A 17,889-nucleotide genomic window follows, 5' to 3' on the forward strand; every position below is an offset into this window, starting at 1 on the left:
TAATTATGATTCCACACGTTCAGGAATTCCTGAGCATTTATTTTATTATGGTTCCTAAGCCTCCATTAAGCCCTATCACCTGCCCGGTCATCCATTTTGATTCTGCAAGTAAGAAAAGGGCCAAATCAGCAATGCCATCGGCAATGCCAATACGTTTCAAGGGATGACGCTCTGCGTTTGAAACCCTTTTGGCTTCGCTGTTGAGCAATGGTTCGGCAAGTGACGTATCTGTCAGTGACGGTGCAATGCAGTTTACCCTGATTTTTGGTGACAACTCCGCAGCCAGGGCGAGTGTTAACCCTTCAACCGCACCTTTCGACATCGACACACCTGTATGAAAAGGCATCCCCTTCCCTGCTGCTACAGAACTGAACAGCACAATCGCCGGATCATTGCCTTGTTGCAAATTACTCTTATAGGCTTTGATAACATTGAAAGCACCAATTGCATTGAGCCTAAGGGTCTTAACGTGCTGATTGGTTTTAAGATAATTGACCCGGGACAATATACCAATCCATCAATCGGCCCATTTATTTCAGGAAATGGATTATCGGACATGAAATCGTATTGGTAATGGGATATATTGCCATCCATTTGCCCGTTAAATCCGGTTCGGCTTAAGACAATTACTTCATTTCCCGCTGCAGCCAGCTTTTTGACAATCTCGAGGCCGACTCCTTTAGTACCGCCCGCTATTATATATTTTCTATTAGCCATATTGCGTAATTTTTTTTTCGCATTCGTTATAATATTTCGAAAAAGAGCTGTAAAAACCTGTAATTTCAGGGACAATCCAGTCACGGGAGTCAAACCGGACATTCCAGTGACGAAAAAGCGGATGTTCTTTAGCCACAAAATCGACATAAGGATATTTTTTGACCAAATCATTGAGCTCACCGCGATACAATTGAATGCCTTTTATACCTACAGCAATCGACAGTATAAATCTGACTAAATTCTCCCCTATCGGAAATTTTTTAAAATGACCTGGTTCCAGAACAAGTATCCTGTCAGCTTCAAAGTCTTCATGCCACAACGGATCCATGTTATAAAGTGTGTAAAGCAATACTGTGTTGTTTGTGATGACCGGGTCCATCGTTTCAGGAAAAATCGTTTCCAATTCAGGGATACAGATTTCGTGCAGCTTTTCCGGGATTTGAATCGTTTTTAATTCCTCATAAGGCATGTCAATAATAGTATCATGTTGAATTACATTGGTAAATAGGTTTATATTTTCCTGATTTGCATAATAGGCCTTACCCGTAATATTACCTGATACCCATTGCCAACTTCCAAAATTGCTGGCCACATCAGCGTCGAGTAGATGATAATAAAGCCATTGTCCGGGAATGCTAAAATGACATTGCCCGACAGAACAACACAAAGAAGCTACGTAAAGCCGCATGTGATTGTGCATACGACCTGTAAGGTAGAGATTGGAAATCGCTTCATCAACCGCTTCAATACCTGTCTTCCCATGCAATATGGCAAGCGGGATACCTTTTCGGGTAAATCCCTGGCAATCAATTTTAATTGCTTTTGTATGCAGTTCCTGATTATGTTGTTGTAAGCGTTGGAAGTAATCCCTCCATAGCAACTCCTGTATTAATTTTCTGCAGGATTGATAATCGTATCTTTCAAGCAACTGTTCGAAAACATATCTGGTTGATATAACGCCTCTCGAGATGTACGGTGACAATCCTGTTACAACCCCGTTTGTATAATTTCTGGTTTGAGAATAAAGTTCCGGATTGATGGCTTCAATCAGTTCAATAACCTTCCGCAAACCTGAATTGCCACTTGCCATACTTACATATCTTGTGTAAATTTACTAAATTGTCTAACCATTTTACAAAATGATTAGACAAAATTTAAAACTTGTTATACATTTGGCAAATATTTTTATAACTAATTTGCAGTTATATGATAGATACTTTACGTCAGCACATCATTAGCCGTTTGGGCAACGATATCGAAAACCTCGAAACGGTTTTGGAAACATTCAGGCATATTAAGGCTAAAAGGAATGAAGAGCTGCTAAGGCAGGGAGATGTATGCAGTGATGTTTATTTTGTGGCTTCCGGCTGCCTTCAGGTTTATACTTATGATAATGAAGGTAATGAAACAACCCGTGACATCATTATGGAAGATAACTGGTGTTCAGAATTATTAAGCTTTGGAAGTGGCAATCCCGCTACAGAAAATATAAGGGCAGTGGAGCATTCCGATTTATTTGCCATAGACAGACCGCATTTTCAGGCAATGATGCAAACCGTTCCTCAGTTCGATAAAGTCTATAAACAAATTCTTGAAGCGTCATATGCAAATTCAGTGTATCGCATCAACACATTTGTTGCACTCACATCACTCGAAAGGATAAAATGGCTTATGGAATACCGACCAATGCTAATGTCAAGGCTTTCCGGAAAGCTCATCGCATCTTATCTTGGGATTAATAAGGATGTTTTCAGCCGCTTGAAATCCAAATTATAATCATAGACTTTTGTCATCGTCCACAGAAATTTTATTGATGAATTTTGTTTAATCATTCACATTAAAATTTTTAAAAATGACCGAGTATTTATTATTATTTCGCAATGCCAGTGCTGAAAATGGCTATCTGGCAACAACCCAAAACATGGCGGAAGACATGCCCAGGTGGCAATCTTGGATTGGCAATATCGCCATGCAGGGTAAATTGGTACATACCGCTCCCATACAATATGAGGCTTCCGTAGTGAGCAACAATGGCATACATACCGGGCCTCATAAAGAAAATGACAACGTCCTGGTCTCCGGTTTTCTGATCTGCAAATCAGAGAATATGGAAGAGGTTCAGGAATGGAGTAAAACATGCCCTATTCTCAAATACCCGGAAAGTTCTGTTGAAATCCGCCCACTTATTCCATTTCCAACCAATTAAAATTACGGTTATGGACAAAATCTTAAACTCGGGAAGATATATCTTTCCATTATCTTTCCTATTGTATGTGGGTTTACATCTTGGAAAACCCGAAGCAGGTGCCGCATTTGTACCTGATTATATTCCGTTCCCTTACTTTTGGAATTACTTCACTTTAGTTTGCATACTGCTTTTTATCGTAAGCGCCGTAATTGGCAAATATGACAAACTTGCTTATGTTTTGATGGCATTGTATGTTATGCTGATGGCCTTTATTGTTCATCTTCCAAGAACCCTCGGTCATGAACTGGGAACAGCAAATATGATGGCCGGTTTGGAAAGGGAAAAAGAACTTGAAATGGTGAATTTTTTCAGGAACATCATGGTAACCGGCGCACTGCTGGCATTTGCAAAATACGTAGCCAAAGACAACAGGATAATTAACTAAACTTTAAAAAATTAATAAATGGAAAAATTAAGCGAAACAACGAATGCATTGAACTGGTTTGAAATCCCGGTTACAGATGTGCAAAGGGCAAAAAGCTTTTATGAAAAGTTATTTGAAATAAACATGCAACCCATTGAAATGATGGATATGGAAATGGTATTATTTCCCTCGAAGAACCCAAAATCTGGTGGCGCACTTGTTAAAAGTCCAAATCACAAACCGAGCACAGAAGGGTCAATTATTTATCTTAATGGAAACCCTGACCTGCAAATAGTGCTTGATCGTATAGAAACTGCCGGTGGAAAAGTAGCGATGCCCAAAACTAACATTAACCCAGACACGGGAAATATGGCGTTCTTTATTGATACAGAGGGCAATATGATTGGTTTGCACTCTGTGAAATAATATTATGACTTTCTTTTGATTATTTAGAATTAAGTCTATACTTTTATACTGTAATGAAAAACAATGGCCATAATATGATGATAACTGCCTGCCACACGATGTGTTGCATAGGAGATTCATTATATGAAATGGCAAAAAGATAAACTTTTTTTCTACATCGAAAATGTAAGCCTTTCATATTTGAAAGGCTTTTTTTGTTAGTACGCATTCAACAATTCATTATAATAACCACATAAATTAAATCAAAATGAAAAAAACCGTCCTCCTATTCGTCTTCTTTGCGTCACTTACTGCGAACGCACAAACTGGAAATTTTAAAAATAAAGCGTGGCTTGATGAACTGGTATCGATCATGCAGGGAACCTATTCTTCTGAAAAGCAAGCCGCTGTTGACACGAGTTACTTCAATATCTCATTGCGTATGGTCCCGATATGGAAAGATAAAGGTCATTATTTGTATGTGGAACAGGCGTTGAGCAAGCGACAGGATAAACCTTATCGCGTTAGAATATATAAAATTACGCAGCGTGGAGAAAATGAATTTGTAAGTGAAATTTACACTTTAAAAAATGAAAAAGACTGGATTGGAAAGTGGAATGACCCTGCAGCATTTCAAAAACTTACCGAAACTGAAATTGAATTAAAACCCGGGTGTGAAGTAATCTTAAAACGTATTGAGAAAAATAAATTTTCAGGCCAGACCGGAGACAAGACTTGCCCAAGTGAACTTCGCGGCGCCAGTTATGCCACTTCAAAAGTTACTGTATTACCAAATCAGATCATTTCATGGGATCAGGGATTTGACAAAGACGGCAAGCAGGTCTGGGGTGCTGAAAAAGCGGGGTATATTTTCGACAAGATATAATTGCCTAATACCCTATTCATAGCCAAATCGGTTACAAAAACTGATTTGGCTATTTTTTAAACATCTGCAATTTTTTTGATCATTCCTCCAAAAATAAAAAAATGAAAAGGCAGCATGCTGTACCAATATAGCCGCCCCCACAAACCCCGTGGCCTGAATGTCGCGACCTGATGCAGGACGTTATTTTCATCTATCGAAAACTCCAGCCACGCTTCACCCGGAAGCTTCATCTCAGCAAATAGCAATAGCCTTTTTCCTTTGCGGTCTGCTAAAAGTACCCTCCAGAAATCGAGTGAATCGCCTGCATGGATTTGCGTGGGGTGTGTCCGCCCGCGACGCAGTCCTACGCCACCGAAAGCTTTATCAAGATGACCGCGAACCTGCCACATCCAGTTACCGTAATACCATCCCTTCTCACCTCCTATGGAGAAGATATTATCCAGGGTCTTCTCAACATCAGCAACAGTAATTGATTTTTTATCTTTTACGCAGCCGAACACCGGCACCTGGATATATCCTTTTAAATCGTTATGTTTCCCGCTGCTGGACAGGCTGTCTTTCCAACTGGATATAACAAGGTTTTGCTCAATTTTGATAAAAGCAAGTTTAATCGCATCCACATAGGAAATTGGATGTATCCCCAGGATATGCTGCAAACGCTTGTCTTTCGCTACCACCTCCATTTTCATACTTTCAACCAGATTTGAAGCCAGTTTATATGACGTTGAAGTGACAAAATAAAGCCAGTATGAAGAAAGCTTTGGTGTCATTACAGGAACAGTGACGATCCAGAGCCTGATTTTCCGGGTTTTGGCGTAAAGCAAAAGCATTTCCCGATAGGTTAATATATTTGGACCAGCGACATCGAAAGAATCGTTATAGCATTCTTTATTAAGAAGTACGCCAATAAGATATTGCATTACATCACGGATAGCAATAGGCTGTGTTCTGGTCAATACCCATTTGGGCGTGATCATTACCGGAAGCTTCTCACAAAGGTCCCGGATGATTTCAAATGAAGAACTGCCGGAACCCACTATGATGCCGGCGCGCAACACCGTAAGCTTAAAATCTCCCTCATATAAAATGGCTTCAACATTACTGCGGGACTGCAGGTGTTTTGATAATACGGAGTCGTTTATAATCCCGCTAAGGAATACAACCTGGGTAATACCAATAACAGCGGCGTAGGCATTAAAATTCCTGGCTGAACGTGCTTCAAGATCATCAAAATTATCCATCGAAGCACTCATGGAATGTATCAGGTAATAGGCTGCATCAAATTTTGCGGGCAGGGTCTCAAAATCGGGTTCGTCGAGGAAATCATTTTCCCAAATACTGATTTTTGACAGCGTCACTTCATCAAGGCCCAGCCTGTCGGCATTACGGACACAACAAACAACTTCATGTCCGAGTTGCAGCAATTCCGGCAAAAGCCTTTTTCCTACATAACCATTGGCACCTGTGAGCAAAATCCGCATAACCTTCTAGTTCAATTTATTCGAAATTAAGCTAATGAATTCCTTCCGGGTCCTATCTTCCTCGAAAGCTCCATTGAAAGATGAAGTGGTCGTTACACTGTTTTGTTTCTGTATGCCCCGCATCTGCATGCACATGTGCTGGCATTCCATAACTACAGCGACACCATGAGGTTCCAGTGCAGTCTGGATACATTCTTTTATTTGATCCGTGAGCCGTTCCTGCACCTGAAACCTTCTCGCAAATGCTTCCACTATTCTTGGAATTTTGCTTAAGCCTACGATTTTGCCATTAGGAATGTAAGCAACGTGAACTTTACCGAAAAAAGGCAGCAGGTGATGCTCGCACATGGAGTACACCTCAATATTCTTAACAACCACCATTTGTTTATGATCTTCTTCGAAAAGGGCCGCCTTTAATATTTCCAGTGGATTTACATCATAACCCTGCGTGAGAAACTGGTAGGCTTTAGCTGCCCGTTCGGGTGTTTTTTGAAGCCCTTCCCTATTGATGTCTTCCCCTAAAATTTCAAGTACACTTTTTACATTTCCTGCTAATTCCTCCGTCGCTTTTTCATCGTATTGATCAACTTTTTTGTAACCGCTCATTTTTAAATTATTATTTTTGTTGAAGGTAAAACAAAATTATTAGAACAATTGTTAATTTTACAACTTACATTATAATTAATGAATACAATCGAAGCCAATTTTTCGGAAATACAAATTGACCGTATCATTGAAATGGCGTGGGAAGACCGAACACCTTTTGACGCCATAAAATATCAATTTGGTCTTAATGAAGCCGAAGTCAAAAAATTGATGAAGTCAAAATTGAAACTCAAAAGTTACATACTGTGGAGGCAACGGGTAGAAAACTGTTGCACAAAGCACACTTTGAAAAGACCTAACGGAATCGACAGATTTAAAAGCAGTGCACAAAGAAGCATATCACAAAACAAGATTTCTAAAAGACGGTAATTAGTGCGGATTCTCATTTCCGCCTATTGATTATATTTGATTGACTAAAAAAAAATACTCATGCTGTTTCAGTTTGGATTCTACAGTTCGCTACTATTAATCACATTTTCACAGGGAATACTATACAGTATTTTGCTTTTGCGAAAAGGTTCCAAATCAGGCGACAAATCCAACTATTGGTTAAGTGTATTCATCTTGGTTTGCAGTCTTTATATTGCGCCCTGGATGCTCGGATTTGCAGGCTGGTATGACAATCAGCCGTACCGCGATATACTTTTTTATGTGCCCTTTCAGCAATTGTATTTATTTGGTCCTTTAATTTATTTTTATACGCAAAGCCTGCTGAATCCAAATTTCCGGCTTACAAAAATGGCTTCATTGCATTTTCTGCCGGCTGTCATTTTTCTTTTATGGAATTTATGGATTTGGGTGTATGACTATTTTATTGTCAATTGTAATTATTTCTATGCTGACGGCACTGACAAGGATTTTGATGCCTGGTACCAGTATTCAGGGTTTGGCTCTATGGTATTGTACCTCGTGCTGAGCATCAGGTATTACAATATCTACAGGGTTTTAATTTTTCAGGTAACCAGTTTCGCCGAAAGCATACTTTTTGATTGGATAAAAAAATATCTTATCTCATTCCTGATATTGACATTGTTGCCCATCGCCTTTGATGTGCTGGCCTATTTTTTACCGGAAATAAGAACGTATGCAGGAAGTTGGTGGTACTTCCTTGCCTTCTCAGTGGTGATGTATTATATAGCGATAACAGCCTATGCCAATCCGGTCATTTCAAAAATACATTTCAGGCTGTCTCCATTTGATTCCGGACCGGTCGTATTGCTATCTGAAAGCAATGTCCGTGAATCGGAAAATATTATTGAAATTGAAGCGGATATAATTAAAAAGGAAATCACTCCTGACTTGAAAGAATGGATATTGAAGATGGAATTTCTGCTGAAAGAAGAGGAATTGTACAAGAATCCTGAGCTGACTTTATCAGATGTAGCCAAAAGGCTCTCTATAAATATTTCAATCACATCAAAAGTGGTTAATCAGGGATTCGGACTTAACTTCAATGACCTGATCAACCAATACCGGACCGAGGCTGTCGTGAAATGTCTTGAACAGGGCTTACATAAAAATACCACACTTCTCGGTATCGCATTCGATTGCGGCTTCAACTCAAAAGCCACTTTTAACAGGGCGTTTAAAAAACATACCGGAAAGTCTCCGAAGGATTATATTGCCGACTTATAAACTGAGAAATTTGTCTCAAATCATGATATGGGGCGATTGACAATTGTTGATGCTGCAATTTTGCATCATTAATAACGCTTATTCACATGATCATGAAAACAAAAATTACCGCAGCACTATGGAGTGTGTTGCTCTCCGTTGCAAGCTTTGCGCAGATTAACGGTTCAGGGAAAATCATTTCTAAAAATTATGATTTCAGGGACTTTGACAAAATCAACTTTAACGACCTGAATGGCAAAATCGATATTGAAGTTGGCAAGACTTGGTCTATACAAGTTGATATAGATGACAATCTCGAAAACCTGTTGGATGTGAGCAAAGACGAAAAAGAACATTTGCTCAAAATCAGTTTTTCAGGAAATCGCAACAACCAGCTTTACATTGAAAACACAAACATTAAAATCAAAATTACTATGCCTGAAGCTTCTGTCATTCGACAGGATGGTAATGCTGACATCAACATTCGCAATATTAAAGGTCGTTATTTTCGTATTGAAAATGTTTCCAATGGAAATGCAATTATATCGGGACAGGTAGACAAACTGGACGTGGTGCATACCGGAAATGGGAATATTGATGCTAAAAAACTGACGTCCAAAACAGCAATTGTAAACTCTGCCGGGAAATGGTGACGTTTCAGTTTGTGTGAGTGATCAAATAAGCGCGACAGGCTCAGGAAATGGAGATATTGTCAATATTGGAACTGCCGCTTTTCCAAAAAACGGGTATCGATCAGGGAACGGCAAATTCATTCACAGTAACACTAAAGGATAAATTAAAATGATCAGAATTTTATTCATACGGTTGACTAAACCCTTGCCGTTGCCTTATCTATGGCAACATATCTTATTGGCTATTCCCAGAATTGCCTGTGGCTATATGCTAACGTCAGACTTCGGCGCAGCCAAATTCGGAATGCCATGGTCCCCTGCTGAAAATAATCTCGGTTTATTTGAAACGGCATTTTGGTTTCCCAATGATGTTGCCGCGTTCGGAGGTATTTTTGCCACTTTCCCTGTGTTCTTTGCGTGGATGGGCGCGTTTAGTGAAGCTGTTGGAGGCCTTTTGTTGATTTTCGGCTTCCAAACCCGAATAGTGTCATTTTTGCTGATCTGCACGATGTACGTCGCAACATTTGTACAACATGGCGGCGAGGATCTCTGGAACAAGCTTCCCGGAATGGGATTCTTATGGGTAGTGCTGTTCACTGCCATCTTAGGTTCAGGAAAGATCGGCATCGATTATTTATTAACCTCCAAAACAATTGCAAATGAAAATCCTATTTAAAGTTACAATTGCTATAGTGTTTACAATTTTTATGTGCAGCTGCGTACAAAAAACTTACGATAAAACCGTACTGTATTGCCTTGATACAAGAGCAATCGATGATGTTCGCACCGTTGGTATAAGGGGCAATGACAAACCACTGAACTGGGAAAGTGATTTTCCGATGAAACTGGATACAAAAGACAACTTATACAAAGCTTATGTCACCACCAAAACGGGTTATCTGAATACTGAAATTAAATTTACGGTCAATGGTGAATTCGAATTAAAGGATGCCTCTAACAGAAAAGTCAGCCTCCATGAAAATGATACCGTGAAATATGTTGCGGTGTTCAACCAGCCAAAGTAAAGTATGCAATGCGTAGTTGCCGTAAACAAAACCAGCTGTTATTAATTTAGTAATTGTTGAAGGTCTGAATCATTTCTAATCGCCTAATTTTATACAAACGAAAGCACTTATGAAAGCGGTGAAAAAATCGGAACTTCCTTCAAAAATCTGCCTATGCTGCCAACGTCCGTTCTCATGGCGTAAGAAATGGGAAAAAGTCTGGGACGAAGTAAAGTATTGCAGTGACAGGTGCCGTAAATTAAAAAACACAAAAGAAGATGCCTCAAAAGCTTAGGCTGATACTCGGAGATCAATTGAATTATGAGCATTCCTGGTTCAGGTCTTTGGACGATTGCACAACCTACCTGATGATGGAAATTCGTTCTGAAACGGATTATACCACACATCATATTCAAAAAATTACAGCGTTTTTTTTCGCAATGAGAAACTTTGCAGATTGGTTGAAAACTGCCGGGCATAATGTGATTTACATTAAACTCGGTGATGCCGGAAATCAACAGACTTTTGAAGCCAATATCCTGAAAGTTATTGCAGAAAAAGAGATTTGCCACTTTGAATACCAGCTTCCTGACGAATATCGGATTGACATAGCGCTCAGAAATTTTTGCAAGTCCCTGGCCATAACTTCTGATTCCGCCGATACGGAACACTTTTATACTACCCGTGAAGAACTTGCTGACTTTTTCAAGGGGAAAACCCAATATGTAATGGAAACGTTCTACCGTGCGATGCGCAAAAAAAATAATATCCTGGTATTTGATAGTCAGCCTGTGGGTGGACAATGGAATTTCGACAGCGATAACAGGAAAAAGTTGCCTAAAGGCCATACTCCGCCAAAACCGTTGGTTTTTGATAAAGATGTTTCGGGTATAGTATCTGAAATACAGAAAAATGACATCTCCACGATGGGAACGGTAGACGCACATCATTTCATCTGGCCGACGACCAGGACGGAATCGCTTCAACTATTAAACTATTTTACAGAAAATTGTTTACCGCTGTTCGGGTCATTTCAGGACGCTATGGCTCCCGGAGAATGGTCGATTTACCATTCAAGGCTTTCTTTTTCAATGAATACGAAGATGATTTCTCCTTCTGAAGTTGTTGATGCCGCCATAACCGAATGGCAAAAACGACCTGATGAGATTGAACTCCACCAGTTAGAAGGTTTTGTAAGGCAGATACTGGGCTGGCGGGAGTACATGCGTGGCATCTACTGGATGAAAATGCCTGAATTTTCGCAACTGAATTACTTTAGCCATAGCAATAACTTACCGGAATGGTTCTGGACCGGCAAAACAAAAATGCATTGCCTTCGTGAAGCGATTACACAATCCCTCACTTATTCTTATGCCCACCATATACAACGCCTGATGATTACCGGGAATTTCGCACTACTTGCAGGGGTTGATCCGGATCAGGTTGACGACTGGTATCTGGGTATTTATATCGACGCCATAGAATGGGTTGAAATTACAAACACCAGAGGCATGAGCCAGTTTGCCGATGGTGGCATTATCGGGACGAAGCCCTATGTCAGTTCGGCGACATACATCGATAAAATGAGCCATTATTGTGGTACCTGTTTTTATGACAAGTCTAAAAGAACCGGCCCCGGCGCCTGTCCTTTCAACAGCCTGTATTGGAATTTTTATGACACCAATAAGGAAAAGCTTTCTAAAAACACAAGGGTAAGTATGGTTTATAAAATTTGGGATAAGATGAAACCACAGGAAAAAGTTGCTTTGATTGAGCAGGCCCAATACTATTTGAAAAATGTAAACTTATTATAAATGTTTCAAACATGGTTACGATTTTAACAAATGTAACTGCGTTGTTCCGCTTCATTTTAAACCAAGACTTAGTTATTGCCGTATTTTGATTTCCGGTACATTCATAAGAAAAAATAGAGGACTTTTTTAAGGCCTGCTTTATACTAATAATAACTCCAAATCGGCCACCCGAAAGTTCGATAATTGTATATTAAACTCCACAACCTTTACATCAAAGTAAAGTAAATGCCCGTAAATCTATGGATTTACGGGCATTTTTCATTTACAGCATATCGAAACGGACTAATAAATAACAATGTATTCGGGGTCAAATTCGGGGTCATTAAAATACCTCAAAAAATGACCCCGAATTCCTCGCGAGAGCTTGTACAGCAACGGGTTCAGAAAATGAACATCTTGTGGTTTTCTAAATCAGAATTTAAATTTAGTAACCACCAAAAGTCACCACACTATGGCAAACAAGATTTCAATTCTCTTTTACGTAAAGAGTGCAAAAGCATCTAAAAACGGCACAGTTCCAATTTACCTCAGAGTTACGATCGATGGAACGCGGATGGATTTTTCAACCGGAACGAACACCGAACCAGCAAAATGGTCATCCCAATCTGGCAGAATGAAAGGCAATTCAGTCGAAGCCTGTTCAATTAATACTCACCTTGAATCAATGAAAATCAAAGTGTACAGTATTGAAAGTGTTTTGCTTAAAACCGATAGAACAGTAACTCCTGAAATCTTCAAGAATAAATTTTTGGGAATTGAAGAACAGAAACGCACAATTATGCGAAAAGATACGGGAAAATTGTAAGACCTTCGTTCTAGATTTTCCTTGATCAAAAGCTGTCGATAACTGCGGTTTTACACACACGAACGCAGCGACTGCAGTAGGAATTGCTGCTCACTTTGTAAAATAAGCCGCCTTTTTCCATAACTTCGTTTCGTCCAGCCGAGAATACTCAGTTCCAAAAGCCGCAACTGACGTGACCCGAGCAAAGCGAACAGGCGCAGCAAGCCGCCGGACGTTGTGCGAAAGCTTTGAAGTACTAACAACACAAATATGGGCCATAAAAAAGTATGTTTAGATTGCCGTATTAGCTTAAATCGAGAATTTGATTCTGGATCAGATTTGAAATATCCATGCTCGGAATGTGGGAAGCCAATGTTACTTTTTCCACATAGATTCAAGCCGCCTAAAAAAGAAAATATCCAAGAATGGGAAGTAGTAAAATATCTAATTGAAAATGGCTTTAAATATCAGCATATCTATAAAAATGTAGAACTGAAAAATGGAGTAATGTGTTTTTCAGGATACGCAGATTATCCAACTAATATCAGAGACGCAAAAGAATTTGTGGAAAAATATATAGGACAAGCTCAAAAATAATTTAATTAAGCCTTCGCAAAACAGCGGTTTCACGCACACGAGCGCAGCGACTGCCGTAGAAATTGCTGCTTCTCTTGTAAAATGAACCGCCTTTTTCCATAATTTCGTCCTGTCCAGCCGAGAGTACTCAGTTCCAAATGCCCAGCTGAAACAAACCGAGCGCAGCGAACAGGCGCCGCAAGCCGCCGGACGTTATGTGATATTGCTGACCAACCTGAAAAAAATGACATTCAAACAAACAGATGTCCAAAAATTTGATTCGTCTGGGAACTTTATTTTAGCAGAAGAATACGTCCTTTCATATTTATATTCTGATGGCTGGACTGAACGTTTGCTAAGTATCGGCATTTTTATTGACATATATTATGCAAGCAAAATCGATTTGAACTATTATTTGAAATCAGAAAGATGTGAATCAGTAATTGAATCTGAAATTCCGCAAAAAATAAAAGATTTGATTATAAAATTAAGAGCTCAAGATATAGTTTTGAAGCAAAATTATGCAGATACTTTTATGGAAGATTCTAAAAGAGAACATTTTGTTATAAATCAAAATGGCAAATCACATAATTGTAGCATTGGAATTTTGACTAAGAAAATTGTAGCAGAAAACGAGTCGGAAAAATTACTTTTTCTATTACAAAAAGAATTAGAGAAATGGAGAGAAGAAATTTATTGCATTTGCAACATCAAATAACAGCGTTTTCACAGACCCAAGCGCAGATGCAAGATGAAGCAAGCAGCCCATTATCTGCCAGCAGCCGCTAATCCATTTATTTTTAGAATGAAATTATTCTCTTATTTACGAAAGAATTAACATTCGTTCGGTAAAGGTTCTTAAGTTTATAAGATAATTTTATTGGCTATGGAACAGCATACTAAAAAAGGATTTTTCTTCAAGCCGTTTGAAGCGCCACTGCTGTCGCCTTTCGACAAACTGTTTGGCATTTTTAAAGAGCTTATCCCCCATACTTCCGGTGATTTCGATGAGGCAATCGATTGGCTGCGGCAATTGGACGAGGAGTATAAACTTACTGACGCCGCATATACCATTGATGATTTTATTGAAGATTTAAAGAAAAAAGGATACATCCGCGAAGTGCTTAAAGACGATGGCACTTCAGGTACCGGTATTACTGCGAAGACGGAACGGGCGATCCGGCAACAGGCACTGGACCAGATTTTTGGCAACCTCAATAAATCCGGCAGGGGGAATCACAGCACGAAGTATTCCAGCAGCGGCGATGAACTGACCGGGGAGTTCAGGGCCTATGCCTTCGGGGATGCCTTAGACAGCATATCGGTAACCGAGAGCCTGCGCAACGCACAAATCAATAATGGCATGGATCAGTTTCAGCTCACTGAAAACGACCTGGTGGTCGAAGATGCGCAGTACAAAGCCCAGATGAGTACGATCCTGATGATCGACATCAGCCACAGTATGATCCTGTATGGCGAAGACCGGATTACCCCCGCCAAAAAAGTGGCCATGGCTTTGGCTGAGCTGATTACCACGCGCTACCCAAAAGACACCCTTGATATCCTGGTCTTTGGCAATGATGCGTGGCCGATTGCAATCAAAGATCTGCCGTACCTTAGAGTCGGGCCTTACCATACCAATACCGTAGCAGGTTTGCAATTGGCGATGGATATGCTGCGCAGGAAACGCAACACCAATAAGCAGATTTTTATGATTACTGATGGCAAACCCAGTTGTGTGCGCGAAAAAGACGGCACCTATTACATGAACAGCAATGGCCTCGACGAATACATCACAGAGCAATGCTACAATCAGGCGGCACAAGCCCGGAAGTTGCACATCCCGATTACCACTTTTATGATTGCCAGCGACCCGTACCTGCAGCAGTTTGTCAATAAGTTTACTGAAGCGAACCAGGGGAAGGCGTTCTACACCGGACTCAAAGGGCTCGGGGAAATGATCTTTGAGGATTATGAAACGAACCGGAAGAAGAAGATTAACTGATTATTGGAATATCACAATATCAAAAGAAAAATAAATATAAAAACTTAGCGAACCTTGCGTAAAAACTTAGCGCCCTTTGCGGTTCAATAAAAAAACCAGCGGTTAAAAAAATGAAAACAGAAAACGCCACCACACTCGGATCATTAAAACAATCAGGCTATACCTCCAAAAGCATCAAAGACGAACTGCGCGATAACCTTCGCCTCAGGATAAAATCAGGGCAGCCCGTATTTGAAGGCGTGTATGGTTTTGAAAATACGGTTATCCCTGAACTCGAGCGAGCCATCTTATCACGCCATAACATCAACTTATTGGGGCTAAGGGGTCAGGCGAAAACGAGACTGGCCCGTAAAATGATTGGATTGCTTGACGAATACATTCCCATAGTTGAAGGCTCTGAAATTAATGACGATCCTCTTGAACCCATTTCGCGCTTTGCCAAAGACCTCATCGCCGAAAAGGGTGATGCCACCCCCATTGCCTGGGTGCACCGCACTGACCGATTTTTTGAAAAACTGGCGACACCTGATGTCACGGTAGCCGATCTTATTGGGGACGTTGACCCCATTAAAGCTTCTAACCTGAAATTATCCTATGCTGATGACCGGGTGATTCATTTCGGTATGATTCCAAGAGCGAACCGTTGCATCTTTGTAATCAATGAATTGCCCGATCTGCAGGCGCGTATCCAGGTCGCGCTGTTTAATATCCTGCAGGAAGGCGATGTGCAGATCCGTGGATTTAAAATCAGGATGCCATTGGACATGCAATTTGTTTTCACTGCAAATCCTGAAGATTATACGAACCGCGGGAGCATTGTTACCCCTTTGAAAGACCGTATCGGTTCCCAAATCCTGACACATTATCCTGAAACGCTGGCGGTCGCCCGCAGCATTACGCAGCAGGAAGCCAGGCTCGATGCACAACAGGAAGGAGCCGTTTTGGTACCTGCCCTGGCTAAAGACTTATTGGAACAAATCAGTTTTGAAGCACGCGACAGCGAATATATTGATGCTAAAAGCGGCGTCAGTGCGCGTATGAGCATCACCGCCTATCAAAACCTGGTCAGTACCGCAGAACGCCGCGCGTTGCTGGCAGGAACCGACACCACAACGGTACGCCTGTCTGACTTTATGGGTATCATCCCGTCGATTACCGGAAAAGTGGAACTCGTGTACGAAGGCGAACAGGAAGGCGCTGCTGTAGTGGCGCAGCATCTGATAAGCGATGCTATCCATACGCTGTTCCCTGGTTATTTCCCTAAAATTGAAAAGCTCGAACGCGATGCCACTGCGAGTCCGTATGCTCCATTGCTGGAATGGTTTTTTACAGAAACGGGGTTCGAGCTACTCGACGATGCAACCGATGAAACCTACAAACAACAATTGGATGCCTTAGCGCCATTAGAAGCATTAGTTCAGAAATACCACCCAGACTGCCTGCCCGAAGAAAAGTATTTCTTCAAGGAATTTCTGCTCTGGGGGTTGGTGGAATATGATAAATTGAGCAAAGACAGGATTGCAGTGGGGTATCAGTTCAAGGATTTGTACAGTAATTATATTAATAAGCTATAAAACAATTTATAAGAAGCGGAAATGACCTTTCACACATAAATTCAGAATCAATGAGAAAGATACTATTGGTTATTTTTTATCTGACTATTAACTTCGCACAATCTCAAAATAAATTTGAATCATTCGTTATCAATGAAAAATTGGGTATCGTTGAAATTAGCACATTGTCTGAATATATAGCACCAACTTTCGACTCTTATAAAAAAATCAATATTAATAGTGACTTCATAACAATCAGACAAAATGACTCGTTAAGGATATTCGACAAGAAAAATGGAAATTGGAAAAAGTCAATTTATCTTAACTCCGATCTTTTAACCGCATACATAGACCAAAGAACGTATATACATATTATTGAAAATAATAAAAGTGTTTTATTAGATTCAGTTTTCAAGCCAGCAATTCATTTCCCAAAAGCATATTCACAAATTCAATATATAGAACGGAGCTTTTTCTATGCTCAAAATAATAATACTCTGGATATTTATAAACTCACCAAAAAAACATCCGTTTTAAAACATACTATAGACGCGAAATTTTATTCAACGGAAAAAAAACATAATGATGATGGCTCAACTACTGATTATATTATGTTTTATGGCGGTGATGCAACGTATCAATTTGATTTAGATTTTACTTTGATTAAAAAATTTGAGAAGAAAATAACTGAAGAATATGAGCTTAATTACTTACTAGACCCTTCCAATAAAATTTCGGTGTCGCCAGATGGTCCAAAAACTAAAGAAAAACATGTTGAATTTCTGGAAGAAAAAACTACAGACAAGATTATATATACTGTAATCGATAGTAGTTTTAAAATTGCCATGAATTTAGATTTTGTATTAAAGAAATTCGGGGAAAACGAATTTATTGTTTACAAGGTTTTTAGCACGGTCGATAAAGATGGCCGGAAGATAACGTCAATGGGAGCCAAAGACAGTTACAGATTTAAAATTCAGTTCAAAGAATTAAAAGCTTTGCTGCCAATTAAATACCAAAATGAAATTGGATTGGAAGTGCTACAAAAATAAAGAATTAAAATGCACTTCCTGCACCAGCGGTTTCACGCATAGGAGCGCCGAAGGAATTGCTGCTTTCGGTGTAAAATAAACCTCATTTTTTTATAACTTCGTTTTAGCTGCGCTCCGTTCGGCCTTCGGCTTCGGGTGTCCAGCCAGG

22 protein-coding genes are annotated in these 17,889 nt (G+C 40.0%); 18 read left to right on the forward strand and 4 right to left on the reverse strand.

From position 1 onward, the window contains the following. Window positions 1–37: 37 nt before the first annotated feature. Both HYN49_RS13095 and HYN49_RS13100 read right to left on the reverse strand, forming a co-directional pair. Window positions 38–505, reverse strand: a complete 468-nt coding sequence (locus tag HYN49_RS13095) for an SDR family NAD(P)-dependent oxidoreductase (RefSeq protein WP_219928750.1) — start codon at window positions 503–505, stop codon at window positions 38–40. A 204-nt stretch (window positions 506–709) separates the two neighbouring features. Beyond that, window positions 710–1,807 (reverse strand): FAD-binding domain-containing protein, encoded by a 1,098-nt coding sequence (locus HYN49_RS13100; protein ID WP_108904531.1) that lies wholly within the window; start codon window positions 1,805–1,807, stop codon window positions 710–712. 116 nt (window positions 1,808–1,923) lie between these two features. Between HYN49_RS13100 and HYN49_RS13105 the strand changes: the two genes are divergently transcribed. The 5 genes from HYN49_RS13105 (at window position 1,924) to HYN49_RS13125 (ending at window position 4,620) form a co-directional block, all read left to right on the forward strand. Then, a complete protein-coding gene (locus HYN49_RS13105; protein WP_108904532.1) occupies window positions 1,924–2,493 on the forward strand; it encodes a Crp/Fnr family transcriptional regulator in 570 nt (189 codons plus the stop codon). 76 nt (window positions 2,494–2,569) lie between these two features. Then, entirely contained in the window at window positions 2,570–2,923 is a 354-nt protein-coding gene (locus HYN49_RS13110) for a YciI family protein (protein ID WP_108904533.1), read from the forward strand. A gap of 10 nt (window positions 2,924–2,933) precedes the next feature. Further along, complete coding sequence (locus tag HYN49_RS13115) at window positions 2,934–3,350, forward strand: hypothetical protein (RefSeq protein WP_108904534.1); 417 nt, start codon at window positions 2,934–2,936, stop codon at window positions 3,348–3,350. Window positions 3,351–3,368: 18 nt separating this feature from the next. After that, entirely contained in the window at window positions 3,369–3,755 is a 387-nt protein-coding gene (locus HYN49_RS13120) for a VOC family protein (protein WP_108904535.1), read from the forward strand. A 247-nt stretch (window positions 3,756–4,002) separates the two neighbouring features. Further along, entirely contained in the window at window positions 4,003–4,620 is a 618-nt protein-coding gene (locus HYN49_RS13125; protein ID WP_108904536.1) for a chromophore lyase CpcT/CpeT, read from the forward strand. Between the two features lie 56 nt (window positions 4,621–4,676). Here the strand turns inward: HYN49_RS13125 and HYN49_RS13130 are convergent, their stop codons facing one another. Continuing rightward, window positions 4,677–6,101, reverse strand: coding sequence for an SDR family oxidoreductase (locus HYN49_RS13130; RefSeq protein WP_108904537.1), 1,425 nt, complete (start codon window positions 6,099–6,101; stop codon window positions 4,677–4,679). Between the two features lie 6 nt (window positions 6,102–6,107). After that, window positions 6,108–6,707 (reverse strand): GTP cyclohydrolase I FolE, encoded by a 600-nt coding sequence (gene folE / locus HYN49_RS13135; RefSeq protein ID WP_108904538.1) that lies wholly within the window; start codon window positions 6,705–6,707, stop codon window positions 6,108–6,110. 78 nt (window positions 6,708–6,785) lie between these two features. Between folE and HYN49_RS13140 the strand changes: the two genes are divergently transcribed. The 13 genes from HYN49_RS13140 (at window position 6,786) to HYN49_RS13200 (ending at window position 17,741) form a co-directional block, all read left to right on the forward strand. Then, window positions 6,786–7,076, forward strand: a complete 291-nt coding sequence (locus tag HYN49_RS13140) for a TIGR03643 family protein (RefSeq protein WP_108904539.1) — start codon at window positions 6,786–6,788, stop codon at window positions 7,074–7,076. A gap of 60 nt (window positions 7,077–7,136) precedes the next feature. Continuing rightward, entirely contained in the window at window positions 7,137–8,342 is a 1,206-nt protein-coding gene (locus tag HYN49_RS13145; RefSeq protein WP_108904540.1) for a helix-turn-helix domain-containing protein, read from the forward strand. A 92-nt stretch (window positions 8,343–8,434) separates the two neighbouring features. Next, window positions 8,435–8,974, forward strand: a complete 540-nt coding sequence (locus tag HYN49_RS13150) for a GIN domain-containing protein (RefSeq protein WP_146185105.1) — start codon at window positions 8,435–8,437, stop codon at window positions 8,972–8,974. A gap of 148 nt (window positions 8,975–9,122) precedes the next feature. Beyond that, on the forward strand, window positions 9,123–9,629 hold the full coding sequence (locus HYN49_RS13155; protein WP_108904542.1) for a DoxX family protein: 507 nt from the start codon (window positions 9,123–9,125) through the stop codon (window positions 9,627–9,629). Then, window positions 9,613–9,978, forward strand: a complete 366-nt coding sequence (locus tag HYN49_RS13160; RefSeq protein ID WP_108904543.1) for a hypothetical protein — start codon at window positions 9,613–9,615, stop codon at window positions 9,976–9,978. The genes HYN49_RS13155 and HYN49_RS13160 overlap by 17 nt, the downstream gene beginning before the upstream one ends. 109 nt (window positions 9,979–10,087) lie before the next feature. After that, complete coding sequence (locus HYN49_RS13165) at window positions 10,088–10,252, forward strand: DUF2256 domain-containing protein (protein ID WP_108904544.1); 165 nt, start codon at window positions 10,088–10,090, stop codon at window positions 10,250–10,252. Beyond that, on the forward strand, window positions 10,236–11,771 hold the full coding sequence (locus HYN49_RS13170; RefSeq protein WP_108904545.1) for a cryptochrome/photolyase family protein: 1,536 nt from the start codon (window positions 10,236–10,238) through the stop codon (window positions 11,769–11,771). The genes HYN49_RS13165 and HYN49_RS13170 overlap by 17 nt, the downstream gene beginning before the upstream one ends. A gap of 451 nt (window positions 11,772–12,222) precedes the next feature. Continuing rightward, window positions 12,223–12,576, forward strand: coding sequence for an Arm DNA-binding domain-containing protein (locus HYN49_RS13175; protein ID WP_108904546.1), 354 nt, complete (start codon window positions 12,223–12,225; stop codon window positions 12,574–12,576). A 249-nt stretch (window positions 12,577–12,825) separates the two neighbouring features. After that, on the forward strand, window positions 12,826–13,152 hold the full coding sequence (locus HYN49_RS13180; protein WP_146185106.1) for a hypothetical protein: 327 nt from the start codon (window positions 12,826–12,828) through the stop codon (window positions 13,150–13,152). A gap of 223 nt (window positions 13,153–13,375) precedes the next feature. Further along, a complete protein-coding gene (locus HYN49_RS13185; RefSeq protein WP_108904548.1) occupies window positions 13,376–13,849 on the forward strand; it encodes a hypothetical protein in 474 nt (157 codons plus the stop codon). A gap of 168 nt (window positions 13,850–14,017) precedes the next feature. After that, window positions 14,018–15,136, forward strand: a complete 1,119-nt coding sequence (locus tag HYN49_RS13190) for a vWA domain-containing protein (protein WP_108904549.1) — start codon at window positions 14,018–14,020, stop codon at window positions 15,134–15,136. A gap of 110 nt (window positions 15,137–15,246) precedes the next feature. Beyond that, window positions 15,247–16,710, forward strand: coding sequence for an AAA family ATPase (locus HYN49_RS13195; RefSeq protein WP_108904550.1), 1,464 nt, complete (start codon window positions 15,247–15,249; stop codon window positions 16,708–16,710). Between the two features lie 50 nt (window positions 16,711–16,760). Further along, window positions 16,761–17,741, forward strand: a complete 981-nt coding sequence (locus HYN49_RS13200) for a hypothetical protein (protein WP_108904551.1) — start codon at window positions 16,761–16,763, stop codon at window positions 17,739–17,741. The last annotated feature ends 148 nt before the right edge of the window (window positions 17,742–17,889 follow it).

The organism is Flavobacterium pallidum (assembly GCF_003097535.1).
Classification (GTDB): domain Bacteria; phylum Bacteroidota; class Bacteroidia; order Flavobacteriales; family Flavobacteriaceae; genus Flavobacterium; species Flavobacterium pallidum.